This is a genomic window from Alterirhizorhabdus solaris (assembly GCF_007785815.1).
In the GTDB taxonomy this organism is placed as follows: Bacteria; Pseudomonadota; Alphaproteobacteria; order Sphingomonadales; family Sphingomonadaceae; genus Alterirhizorhabdus; species Alterirhizorhabdus solaris.
In genome coordinates, this window is the sequence record NZ_VNIM01000111.1 from 1 (window position 1) to 12,104 (window position 12,104).

The 12,104-nt window shown below is 70.9% G+C and carries 9 protein-coding genes and 1 pseudogene; 1 reads left to right on the forward strand and 9 read right to left on the reverse strand.

The features are described 5' to 3' along the window. Nucleotides 1-122: 122 nt before the first annotated feature. The 7 genes from FOY91_RS18395 to fdhD all read right to left on the reverse strand — a co-directional run bounded on the left by FOY91_RS18395 (nucleotide 123) and on the right by fdhD (nucleotide 8,007). A complete protein-coding gene (locus FOY91_RS18395) occupies nucleotides 123-908 on the reverse strand; it encodes a transglutaminase family protein (protein WP_145155048.1) in 786 nt (261 codons plus the stop codon). 42 nt (nucleotides 909-950) lie between these two features. Beyond that, nucleotides 951-2,060, reverse strand: a complete 1,110-nt coding sequence (locus FOY91_RS18400) for a lipocalin-like domain-containing protein (protein ID WP_145155050.1) — start codon at nucleotides 2,058-2,060, stop codon at nucleotides 951-953. Beyond that, the gene (locus FOY91_RS18405; RefSeq protein WP_145155051.1) at nucleotides 2,060-4,582 is read right to left on the reverse strand and encodes an FtsX-like permease family protein; all 2,523 of its coding nucleotides are present in this window, start codon (nucleotides 4,580-4,582) and stop codon (nucleotides 2,060-2,062) included. The genes FOY91_RS18400 and FOY91_RS18405 overlap by 1 nt, the downstream gene beginning before the upstream one ends. Continuing rightward, nucleotides 4,575-5,249 (reverse strand): ABC transporter ATP-binding protein, encoded by a 675-nt coding sequence (locus FOY91_RS18410; RefSeq protein WP_145155053.1) that lies wholly within the window; start codon nucleotides 5,247-5,249, stop codon nucleotides 4,575-4,577. The genes FOY91_RS18405 and FOY91_RS18410 overlap by 8 nt, the downstream gene beginning before the upstream one ends. A gap of 392 nt (nucleotides 5,250-5,641) precedes the next feature. Continuing rightward, nucleotides 5,642-6,184 (reverse strand): GNAT family N-acetyltransferase, encoded by a 543-nt coding sequence (locus FOY91_RS18415; RefSeq protein ID WP_145155055.1) that lies wholly within the window; start codon nucleotides 6,182-6,184, stop codon nucleotides 5,642-5,644. Next, nucleotides 6,181-7,182: a porphobilinogen synthase gene (hemB, locus tag FOY91_RS18420; RefSeq protein WP_145155057.1), complete on the reverse strand. Its 1,002-nt coding sequence runs from the start codon at nucleotides 7,180-7,182 to the stop codon at nucleotides 6,181-6,183. The genes FOY91_RS18415 and hemB overlap by 4 nt, the downstream gene beginning before the upstream one ends. Nucleotides 7,183-7,191: 9 nt before the next feature. Further along, complete coding sequence (gene fdhD, locus FOY91_RS18425; RefSeq protein ID WP_420822895.1) at nucleotides 7,192-8,007, reverse strand: formate dehydrogenase accessory sulfurtransferase FdhD; 816 nt, start codon at nucleotides 8,005-8,007, stop codon at nucleotides 7,192-7,194. Nucleotides 8,008-8,043: 36 nt separating this feature from the next. Here fdhD and FOY91_RS18430 point away from each other — a divergent pair. Continuing rightward, nucleotides 8,044-8,943, forward strand: a pseudogene (locus tag FOY91_RS18430) (diacylglycerol/lipid kinase family protein); the annotation flags it as partial. Nucleotides 8,944-8,984: 41 nt separating this feature from the next. Here FOY91_RS18430 and FOY91_RS18435 read toward each other — a convergent pair. Together FOY91_RS18435 and FOY91_RS18440 are read right to left on the reverse strand one after the other, a co-directional pair. Further along, a complete protein-coding gene (locus FOY91_RS18435; protein WP_145155059.1) occupies nucleotides 8,985-11,819 on the reverse strand; it encodes a valine--tRNA ligase in 2,835 nt (944 codons plus the stop codon). Nucleotides 11,820-11,900: 81 nt separating this feature from the next. Further along, nucleotides 11,901-12,104: DUF2497 domain-containing protein (locus FOY91_RS18440; RefSeq protein WP_145155061.1), on the reverse strand; the 204-nt coding region annotated here is incomplete at its 5' end.

Consider the following 12,104-nt stretch of genomic DNA (forward strand, 5'->3'; position numbering starts at 1 on the left):
GAATCCTCGGGCAGACGTGACAGGGCACCGATTGGCCGGTGCCCTGCCGTTTCTTACACGACTGGCAACCCATTGAAAGTCGTCGATACGGCGCGATCCTTCCAGGCCATCCCAGCCGGCGTTCACCGCGAGGCGGCGAGCGAACCCAGCGCGGCGACGACACGCTGGCGCAGGCTCGGGTCGCGCGTCACCTCCAGCATCGCGCTCAAGCTGGCGCGGGCAGCCTCGGGATCGCCTGCCGCCAGTTCCAGCCGCGCGCGTTCCCACCAGCCGCCACCGTGGGCGGGGGACACCACCGTCATTCGCCGATACACCTCCAGCGCCCGCGCCGCATCCCCGGCGGCATCGGCCCGGCCGGCCTGATTGGCGAGCAGTCGCACCAGCGCGGCGCGATTGGACATCGCCAGTGCGCGCGCCTTGAGCGAGGCGGCGCCGAACAGCGCGGGGTGATCCAGCCCCACCACCGCGCCGCCGTCGAACGGATCGACGATCAGCGCATCGGGCGAGGCGCCGATGCGGATCAGCACATGGCCGGGCGTGTTGAGGATCTCACCCGGCCAGTCCACCCGCCGTGCCGCCGCCACATAGAGGATGGCGAGGCTGATCGGCAGCCCGCGCCGGCGATCCATCACGCGGATCATGTCGGCGTTGGCGGCGTCCTCATAAGTGTCGCTGTCGCCGGTGAAGCGATGTTCGTCGGCGAACACCTCGCGCAGCGCGGCCACCCGGTCCGCCGCCGTTCGCGCACCGTGGCCGATATCTGCCAGCCGCTCCGCCAGCGTGGCGAGCAGGCCCAGATAGGGGTCCAGATCCACCCCCGGATGATCGAGCGCGGCGATCTGCAACGCGCCGACGTCCACTTCCAGCGCGTCGTCTTCCAGCAACCCGAGGTAGGTAATTTCTTCCATCCGCAGGCGACGCGCGGACGGCGGCAAAGGTTCCGGCGGCTACTACATGGCCAGCGGCGCCTGGTAGCCGGTCAGTTCCAGATAGCCGCGCCCGCCCTGCGTGCGCACCGCGCCCTCCCAGTAAACCGGCAGGCCGCTGCCGCGCGCGTCCAGCTCCTGTGCGGCGAACAGCGGCGTCAGGCGGAAGCGGCGGATGCCGGCGCGCAGCCGCACGCTGAGTTCCTGCGCCACGGGGTAGCGCGCGCCGGTGGCCCGGCTGGTCCACCAGCCGAGCGGGCGGAAGTGGACGTCGGCGGGCGTGAATCGCTCGATCGTGCCGTCGGGGTGGCGCAGCGATCCACCGGCCCACATCGTCCGGCCGTCCTTGCCCCGGATGCGAAAGGCCATCAGCGCGCCGCCGTCGTCAAGGTTCAGGCCGGTCCAGTCCCATCCGGCGGCGCCGGGGGCGAGATAATCCGATGACCATTCGCGATCGAGCCAAGCCTGCCCGGTCACGGGTGCGCGCCGCCCCTGACGGGTGACCGCGCCGGTGACGGCCAGATGCGGCAGCGAGTAATAATAGCTTGCCTCCGCCGGCCGCGCGCCCTTGCGGCTGTAGCCGTTCAGCCCCTGCGCCAGCGGCGGCTGGGTAGGACGCAACGTCAGGTCCAGCGTGAAGCCGGGGGCAGCGGCGCGGACGACGAAGCGCCCGTCGGGCAGCCGCCGCAGCCGCCAGTCACGGATGGTCACGTCCGCATCGCCGATGCGCGCCCCGGCAAGGCCGAAGCCGGCGCGCGCGGCACGCTCCCCATGCAGCAGCCGGCCGGTGGCGGGGTCGGAGAGCGCGGCGTGGGCGAACATCAGCTGCGTGGGGGCGAAGCGGCTGCGCGCGGGGGTGGCACCCGCCTTGGGCCGCACGCGGAAAAAGGTGATCTGGAAACCCAGGTCGTGCCCGTCCGCCGTGCGCAGCCAGCCGGTCGCATACCACCATTCGGTGCGATACGCCGGGTGCGCGCCATGATCCGCCGGAAAGCGGAAGGCGATGCCTGGGCGGACGACGGGATAGCCCCTGGGGGCTGCCGTTGCCTGTGCCGCGGCCACCACCGGCGCGGCGGCGAGTGACAGCGCGGCCAGCGCCGCCGTCAATCGCGCTGCCGTCAGAAACAGGGGCATCACCAGTCCTCCCGCACGGCCAGCACCGCATCGGCGGCGGTGGCACGGCGGCCGGCAATTACGGCGGTGGCCGCCGCCGCCGCCACCAGCGCGGCGATCACACCCAGCACCGTGCCCACCGGCACCCGCGTCTCCATCGTGAAATTGAACGACTGCGGGTTCACCACATGGATCAGCACCTGACTGACGACCCCGCCGAGCAGCACGCCGGCCACCGCACCCACCAGCCCGAGCAGCGCGCCCTCCTGCGCCAGCATCGCGGTCAACTGCCGCTTGCTCACGCCCAGATGGCGCAACATGCCGAACTCGCGCGATCGCGCCACCGTCTGCGCCGAGATCGTCGCCGCCACGCCAGCCAGCCCCACGAGGATCGCCACCGCCTCCAGCAGGTAGGTGACGGCGAAGCTGCGATCGAACAGGTCCAGCGCGAAACTGCGCAACGTCGACGGCTCGGCGAGCGACACGGCGTCGCGTAACCCCGCCGGCAGCCGCGCGCGCATCCCCCGTCCCACCGCGTCGGCCCGCGCGCCGGGAGCAAGCGTGGCCGCCGCCTCGTCGCGCGTCGCATCGCCGGTGATGCGGGTGTAGGCGGCCGCGTCGATCACGACCGCGCCCGCCTGCCGCGCATAATCCCGCCAGATGCCGGCCACCACGAAACGGGCGTTGCCGGCGACCGGCAGGCGGATCGCCTCGCCCGGGTTCCAGCCGTACAGCCGTTGCGCCGGCTCCGATACCCACACGGCGATCGCCCCCGGCGGCACCGCAATGGGACGGCCGACCGGCACCAGCAGCCGTGCGCTCGGGCCGGTCAGCGGGCGGGCGATCAAAGTCAGCGGTGCGCGGTCTGCGCGGATCGTCAGTGGTAACTGGCGGCTGAAGGCGAGCGCCGATACCCCCGGCGTCGCCGCCAGACGTGCCTGTGTGGCCGGATCGAAGCCGGCCCCGCCCTCGGCGCGGAGGTACAGGTCGGCGGCGAGGACCTCACCCAGCCATTCGTCCACCGCGCCACGAAAGCTCGTCACCATCGTCGCCATCGCGATCATCAGCGCGGTGCTGGCCACCATGCCGCACAGCGCGGTGGCGGCCGCCCCCGGCGCGCCGTGCAGATGGCGGATGGCGAGCAGGCGCGGCACCGAGGCGATGTTCCGTCGCGCCCACGGCCCGAGCAGCCGCCGCGCCAGCCACGGCATCCCGGCAATGCCGCCCGCCAGCAGCAGCGCGATGCCGGCGAAACCGAACAGGGGCAGCGCGGCGATCGGTGGCAGCAGCGCCGCGACCCCGCCCGCCGCGAGCAGCGCCACCGCCGGCTTCCACGGCACGCGGGCGCGCGGATCGACCGGATCGCCCGATGCCTTCAAGGCCGCCGCCGGCGCGGCGCGGGCTGCGGCGCGCGCCGGCAGGATGCTGCCCAACAGCGCCGCCGCCAGCCCGAGCCCGAGGAAGCCGGCAGCGGCGAGCGGCTGGAAGGCGAGGCCCGCATCCCCCCGGAAATAGCCTCCGCCCAGATCGCCGCCGAACCAGCGCAGCGCGACCGATGCCAGCCCGTAGCCCGCCGCCAGCCCCACGCCCGCGCCGACCAGCCCGATCGCCAGCCCCTCCACCGCCACCGCCGTCACGATGCCCGATCGCGGCAGGCCCAGCGTGCGCAGCAACGCAAACGCGCGCAGCCGCCGCGCCACCGACAGCGACTGTGCCGAATAGACGAGAAACCCGCCCGTCAGCAGCGCCACCAGCGCCAGCATGTCCAGATTGACGCGATACGCGCGGGAGAGGGACTCGCCCTGCTGCGCGACCGTGTCGGGCGAGGCGATCACGCTTCCCGCCGGCAGCAGGTCGGGCAAGGCGGCGCGCGCGGCTGCGGCATCGGCGAGGCGGAGGTCAAGCCGGTCGAGCCTGCCCAGCCGGCCGAACGACTCTTGCGCGGCGGCGATATCGATCACGCCGATCGCCTGACCTTCCGCCACCGCCGGCAGCAGCCCGATGATGCGCAGCCGCACCCGCCGGCCGTTGGCAGCGACCGTGATCGTGTCGCCCGTTTTAGCGTGCGCGGCGGCCAGCGTGGTGCGGGAGAGGAACAGGCCGTCATCGTCGAACAGCGCATCGGTGGACGCATCCGGCCCGCGTGCCTGCGCCCCGATCAGGCTGGGCGTCACGGCGGCGGCGCGGATCGCATCCAGCCCCAGCAGGGTGAAGCGCGCGCCGTTCGCCTGCGCGGGCAAACTCACGACCGGGCTGGCATCGGCCACCCCCGGCGCCAGCGACAGGCGCGGGTACGCGCGTTCGTCGAACCCCAGCGGGCTGGTGGCGCGCACCGCCAGATCGGCCGCACCGTTCACCCCGCGCACCGCGCCGTCGAACGAGGCCAGCGCCGATCCGTTGATGAGATGCACCGCGAAGCCCAGCGCCACCCCCACCGCGATCGCCAGCGCAGTGAGCAGGAAGCGGGCCGGATGCGCGCGCCATTCCCCCGCGATCAGCCAGCCGAGCGCCAGCCGGGCGGAGACGACGCCCGGTTCAGCCATGGGTCTCGACGAGGCCGTGGGGCGTCAGGGTCAGCACCCGGTCGGCCACCGCCGCGGTCGCCTCGGAATGGGTGACGATCACCGCCGCCGCACCCCCCTCGCGCACCGCGTCGGCGAATAACGCCAGCACGCGGGCTGCGGTATCGGGGTCGAGGTTGCCGGTCGGCTCGTCGGCGAGGATCAGCGCCGGGCGGTGGACGAGCGCGCGGGCGATGGCGACCCGCTGCAACTCGCCCCCGGAAAGGTCGCGCGCATAGCCGTCGCCACGATCGCCCAGCCCGACACGGGCGAGCATCGCCTCCGCCCGCGCGTTCGCGGCGACGGGGTCGGGCGAGACGAGTGCCACCGGCAGGCCGACGTTCTGCCGCAGCGTGAGATAGGGCAGGATGTGGAAGGCCTGGAACACGAAGCCGATCCGCTCCCGTCGCAACCGGGTACGTGCCGCCTCGTCCAGCGGGCCGAGCAGGTCGCCGGCGATCCGCACCTCGCCCGCATCCGCCTCGTCCAGCCCGGCGATGATGTTGAGCAGGGTCGACTTGCCGACCCCCGATTCGCCGACGATCGCAACCAGCTCCCCCGCGCCGACGGCGAGATCGAGGCCGGCGAACAACTGCCGCAGCCCCGGCACGGACTTGGCGAGGCCGCGCACGGCGAGCAGCGCACTCATCGCCGGTGGGCCGGGGGGCAGGGGCGGCAAGGGAGGCGTCCGGGCGTCATGCGGCTGTAGCGAGCGGCGACGGCGGCTGTTCCGTCAGGCCGCGAGGGTGGCCTCAATGACGCAGCCTCCGGCCCTGGGCGCGGGGCGGATGGGACGGCGCGTGCAACAGGGTTCGAACCGGACCGTCATTCCGGACCTGTTCCGGGGTCTATCCTCGTGCGGGCGCCATGTCGCGGTTCCGGACGCCGTCGATCACCCCGGCGTGGACCCCGGAACAAGCCCGGGGTGACGGCCTTCGAGACATAGCGATACGTCGCAACGGTACGTCGATCAGCGTCGGCTCATCCCGGGCACCCGCACCGCAGAGGGCCGAAGGCGGACGTGGCGGCGGATTATCCCCCTCACCCCGCCCGCCACGCGCACGCGTCGATCACATGCACGATCGTCGGATTGTCCCGCTCGCCATAGCGGGCATCGTGGTAATCGAGGTCCGGGCGGCGGACCATTCCCAGGCGGCGCATCAGGCCCCATGAGGCGGTGTTGCGCCCGCTCGTCAACGCGACAACCAAGGGCGCGCCAAGCCCGTCGAAGGCGAAGGCGAGCGCGGCCGCCGCCGCCTCGCGGGCGTAGCCCCGGCCCCAGTGTGCGCGGCCGAACCGCCAGCCCACCTCCAGCACGCCCTGCATCGGCGCGCCCGGCGCGTCGACCAGCTTCAGCCCGCAGGTGCCGAGCCGTGCGCCGTCCTCGCGCCGCTCCACCACCCAGAAGCCGTGGCCGCGCGCGGCCTGCAACGCGATCATCCGGTCGATTCGCTCGTCGCTTTGCGCGCGATCCTGCGGGCCGCCCAGATGCTCCATCACCACCGGACAGGCGACCTCGGCGGCGTTCCAGTCGCGATCGTCGTCACGCCATGCCCGCAGGGTCAGGCGCGGCGTCTCGATCATCCGAGCAGGCGCGCCGCGTGCGCCGCATGATAGGTGAGCACGCCCGAGCAGCCGGCGCGGCGAAACGCCATCAGCGTCTCCAGCACCAGCGCGTCGCGGTCGCCCGCGCCGGCCGCGACCGCCGCCTCGATCATCGCATATTCGCCGCTTACCTGATAGGCGAACACCGGCACGGCGAACCGCTCCTTCACCCGCCGCACGATGTCGAGATAGGGCAGGCCCGGCTTCACCATCACGCTGTCCGCCCCCTCGGCCAGATCGAGCGCCACCTCGCGCAGCGCCTCCTCGGCGTTGGCCGGATCCATCTGATAGCCGCGCTTGTCGCCCTTCAGCAGCCCGCCCGATCCCACCGCGTCGCGGAACGGGCCGTAGAAGGCGGAGGCGTATTTGGCGGCATAGGCCATGATCTGCACGTTGCGGTGCCCGTTCGCCTCCAGCCCGGCGCGGATCGCGGCGACGCGGCCGTCCATCATGTCGGACGGCGCGACGATATCGGCTCCCGCCGCCGCCTGCACCAGTGCCTGCAACACGAGCTGCTCGGTCGTCTCGTCGTTCAGCACGTAGCCGGCGGCATCGGTCAGCCCGTCGTGCCCGTGGCTGGTATAGGGGTCGAGCGCCACGTCGGTGAGGATGCCGATATCGGGCACCGCATCCTTCACCGCGCGAATGGCGCGGCACATCAGATTGTCCGGGTTCAGTGCTTCGGCGCCGTCGTCGCTGCGTTTCTCCGGCGGGGTGTTGGGGAAGAAGGCGAGGCACGGGATGCCCAGCGCCTTCGCCTCGCGCGCACGCTCCACCACCCGATCCACCGACCAGCGCGAGACGCCGGGCAGGGTAGCGATGGGGGTTTCCACGCCCTTGCCCTCGGTGATGAACAACGGCCAGATCAGGTCCGTCGGGCTGAGCGTGGTTTCGGCCACCATCGCGCGGCTCCACGCGCTGGCGCGGGGGCGGCGGAGGCGGAGCGCGGGGAAGGCGGCGGTGGGATGATGGTTCATCCCCATGTCTTAACCGGCGGCGGGGGCGGCTTCCAGTGCCGCATCGGCCCGCGCCAGCGCCACCAGCCGCAGCCCCGCCGCGCCGGCGCGATCGAGCGCGAGGCTGGTTGGGGCGGAGACGGTGACGAGCATCGGGCAGCCCGCCAGCACCGCCTTCTCGACCAGTTCGTAGGAGCAGCGCGCCGAGAGCAGGGCGAAGCCGCCGTCCCAGTCCAGCCCGCCGCGCCGCATCGCGCCGATCAGCTTGTCGAAGGCATTGTGCCGGCCGACATCCTCGCGCGCCAGCCGGATCGTGCCGTCCGCGCCGCACAGCGCTGCGGCATGGGCCGCCCCGGTCGCGCGGTTGAGCGGCTGGTGATCGCGTAAGGCGGCCAATGCGGCGAAGATCGCGGCATCGGGTGCTGTGGAGATGGCCGTCACCGGCGGCAGCGGGCGCAGCGCCTGCTCCAGATTCTCCAGCCCGCACAGCCCGCACGACGATTCGGCGACGCGGTGGCGCACCCGATCGATCACCCGGTCGGCGCGCTCGGGGATCAACGTCAGCCGCAGGATCAGCCCGTTGCCCGTGTCGTGATGGTCGATTTCAACGATCTCGTCCGCCGCATCCACCAGCCGCTCGGCCAATGCGAAGCCGCAGGCGAAATCGGCCAGGTCGGCGGGGGTCGCCATCATCACCGCATAGCCCAGGCCATTCGCCTCCACCGCCACCGGCATCTCCACCGCCACCGCGCGGGTGAGCGGCGCGCGGGCGGCATCGGGGGCGAGGCGGATGAAGGGGCGGTCGGCCGTATTGTCCATGCCGCCCGATACGCCGCCGCCGGTCATATTGCACCCGGAACGGCCGCCGCGCGTTATCGGCCCGTGAACAGTCAGCCCCCCGAGACCGCCACCCTTCCCCGCAATGCCACGTTGATCGTCAACGCGCGCTCGCGAAAGGGGCGCAAGCTGTTCCGGCGGGCGTGCCGGCGGCTGCGTGCGGTGGGCGTGAAGATCGATCGCGCCCATGCGGTGCGCGACCCGAAGAAGATGGGCGAGGTGGTGAAGGCCGCGGTGGAAGGCGGCGCGCCCATGGTGATCGTCGGCGGGGGCGACGGGTCGCTGTCGTCGTCGGTCGATTATTTCGTCGGCCACGACAGCATCTTCGCGCTGTTGCCGCTGGGTACGGCCAACAGCTTCGCCCGCACGCTGGGCATCCCGCTCGACCTCGACGGCGCGATCGACGTGATCGCCGGCGGCCGCGCGCGCCGGATCGACCTTGGCATGATCGACGACGACTATTTCTGCAACTGCGCGGCGATGGGCATCTCCCCGCTGATCGCCGAGACGGTGCCGCACGGACTGAAGAGGACGCTGGGCCGGGTCGGCTATCTCGGCTGGGCGACGTTCCAGCTCGCCCGCTTCCGCCCGTTCAAATTGACGGTGGGCGAGGGCGCGGGCGCCGTGACGATCGACGCGCTGGAGGTGCGGATCGCCAACGGCACCTACCACGGCGGCACCGAGCTGGTGGAGGATGCCGCGCTCGACAGCGGCGAGATCGTGGTGCAGGCGGTGATCGGCAACGCCCGCCACCGGCTGATCTACAGCTGGGGCGCGAGCATTCTGAAACTCCGCTCGCGCAAGACGACGGTGCGCGAGTTCCACGGCAAGTCGCTGCGCATCGTCACCGATCCGCCGCTGCCGATCTCGATCGACGGCGAGGTGCTGGCGCGCACCCCGGTCACCGCCAAGGTGGCGCGGGGGGTGCTGCGCGTGGCGGCGCCTTTAGTGGGGCCGGTGCTGCCCGGCACCGCGCCGGGCAGTACTCAGCCGAGCCTTGCGGGCGCCGCCTCCAGCCGTTCGATCTCGGCGGCGAACGACACCAGCCGCTCCCTGTTCTCCTCGACCACCTCGGGCTTGGCGCGTTCCACGAAGCTGGGGTTGTCCAGCTTCTTGGTCGTCGCGGCCAGTTCCTTGGTCGTCACCGCGATCGTCTTGGCGAGGCGCGATCGTTCGGCCGCCAGGTCCACCACGCCTTCCAGCGGCAACACGTAGGTCGCCTCGTCCAGCACCAGTTGCAGCGCGCCGCCCGCCGGCGCGGGGCCGGTGCTGATCCCCTCGATCCGCGCGAGGCGGGCAAGCGGCGCCGCCTGACGGTCCAGCCGCGCCAGCGTTTCGGCTGACGCATCGCGCACGAACAAGGGCAGCTTCGCGCCGGGCGGCACGTTCAGCTCGTTGCGCGCCGCACGCACCGCACCGATCAGCCGCACCAGCCAGTCGATCTCGCCCTGCGCCGCCGGGTCGATCGCGCGCGCATCCGCCATCGGCCATTTCGCGACGATCAGGTCATATTCCCGCTCGCCGAGCGCGTGCCACAACTCTTCGGTGATGAACGGCATGAACGGGTGCAGCATCACGAGGATCTGGTCGAGGACCCAGCCGGCCACGGACCGCGTCTCGGCGGCGGCGGCGTCGTCCGCATCCTCGGCGAACAGCGGCTTGATGAGTTCGAGATACCAGTCGCAGAAGGTGGCCCAGGCGAACTGGTAGATCGTGTTGGCCGACTCATCGAAGCGCAGGTCAGCCAGTGCCAGATCGAGCGCCTGCACCGTGCGGACGGTTTCGGCGACGATCCAGCGGTTCACCGGCAGCGTGGCCACGGGCGGTTCGATCGTGATCGAGGCGGCGATGCCGTTCGATTGTGCGAACCGTGCCGCGTTCCACAGCTTCGTCGCGAAGTTGCGGTAGCCCTCGACGCGCTTCTCATCCAGCTTGATGTCTCGCCCCTGGCTCTCCATCGCCGCCAGCGTGAAGCGCAGCGCATCCGCGCCGTACTTGTCGATCAGGCCCAGCGGATCGACCGTATTGCCCTTGGACTTGGACATCTTCGAGCCATCGGGCGCGCGGACGAGGCCGTGGAGGTACAGCGTCTTCCACGGGCGTTCCCCCATGAACTCCAGCCCCTGCATGGCCATCCGCGCATCCCAGAAGAACAGGATGTCGAAGCCGGATACCAGCACATCGTTGGGATAATGCCGCGCGACCATCGCCGGATCGTCCGGCCAGCCGAGCGTGGCGAACGGCCAGAGCGCGGAGGAGAACCATGTGTCGAGGACGTCGGATTCTCGATAGATTGCGATTTGATTCTCGTGCTGCCCTTGCAAATACTGATTACTAGCTACAGCGCTATCTCGTTCAAGATAATCCTCCTCATTATCGAGGAATATGAAACTCTTTTCGTCGCCGTAATATGCGACCAACTGTCGGTGGAGATCCGGCTCGTCATAAGCCACAAAAGCATGTTCTTCGGTAGTCCAGCCTATGTCGTTGATGCTTGCCCCATCGGGAGCCTTTTTGGGCCCATACCAAGCCGGAATCTGGTGCCCCCACCACAATTGGCGTGACACGCACCACGGCTGGATGTTCTCCAGCCACTGGAACCACGTCTTCTTCCACGTCTCCGGCACCACGCGGATGTCGCCGTTGCGCACCGCGTCGATCGCCGGGCCGGCCAGTGTCTTGGCATCGACATACCACTGGTCCGTCAGCCACGGCTCGATCACCACGCCCGAACGGTCGCCGTAAGGCGTCTGGATCGTGCGCGGTTCGGCGTCGTGCGCCTCGCCATCCTTGTCGATGTGCGGGATCAGTACGCCGTCTGCCTTCAGCCGCGCCACCACCAGCGCGCGCGCCTCGGCGGTGGTCAGCCCCAGATATTCGTCCGGGATCAGCCCGTCGGCGGTCTGCACCACGCGCGCCCCGGCATCGAGCATGTTGAGCATCTCGCCGGCCTTGAAACCCGCGCGCTTGCCCACCTCGAAATCGTTGAAGTCGTGCCCCGGCGTGATCTTCACCGCGCCCGATCCCAGCGCCGGATCGGCATGGTCGTCCGCCACGATCGGGATCAGCCGGCCGGTGATCGGCAGCCGCACATGCTTGCCCACCAGCGCGGCGTAGCGTTCGTCGTCGGGGTGCACCGCCACCGCCATGTCGGCCAGCATCGTCTCGGGCCGGGTCGTCGCGACCGTGATCGTGCCGCGGCCCTCCGCCAGCGGATAGGCGAAGTGCCAGAAGTTGCCCCGGATCTCCTTCGTCTCGACCTCGAGGTCGGAGATGGCGGTCTTCAGGCCCGGATCCCAGTTCACCAGCCGCTTGTCGCGGTACAGCAGCCCCTTGGCATGCAGATCGACGAACACCTTGATGACGGCGCGCGAGAAGCCCTCGTCCATCGTGAACCGCTCGTTCGCCCAGTCGCACGAGGCGCCCAGCCGGCGGAGCTGGCGCGTGATCGTGCCGCCGCTCTCCTCCTTCCACGCCCACACCTTCTCCACGAACTGATCGCGGGTGAAATCGGTGCGCTTGCTGCCGGCGGCGTTCAGTTGCCGCTCCACCACCATCTGCGTGGCGATGCCGGCGTGGTCGGTGCCCACCACCCACAGCGCATCCTTGCCCTGCAACCGGGCGTGGCGGATCAGGATATCCTGCAGGCTGTTGTCCAGCGCATGGCCGATATGCAGCGAGCCGGTGACGTTGGGCGGCGGGATGACGATGGTATAGGGCTCGGCCTCGGGCCGCTCCGGGCGAAAGCGCCCCTGCGTTTCCCAGTGCGGATACCAGCGGGCCTCGATGGCGGCGGGGTCGAAGGTCTTGTCGATCGTCATGCGCGCGGTCTTAGCCGGGCCGCGGCACTTCTTGAACCCCGGATCGACCGCCCGCGCGGGACGGCCTTATGTCTGCCCGCCCTATGCCTGTTCGGCGGTGATCCGGGCGATCTCGCGCGCGACGAGCTTCTCGACGACGGCGGGCAGGTGCGAGTCGAGCCATTCGGTGAGCATCGGGCGGATCAGCTCGCGCACCAGCCCGTCGAGCGTGATGTCGCCGCTGGCCGGGCGCACCACCATCGAGGAGAGCGCCGAGAGCGACTGGCGGCTGGCCAGCGGCGACAT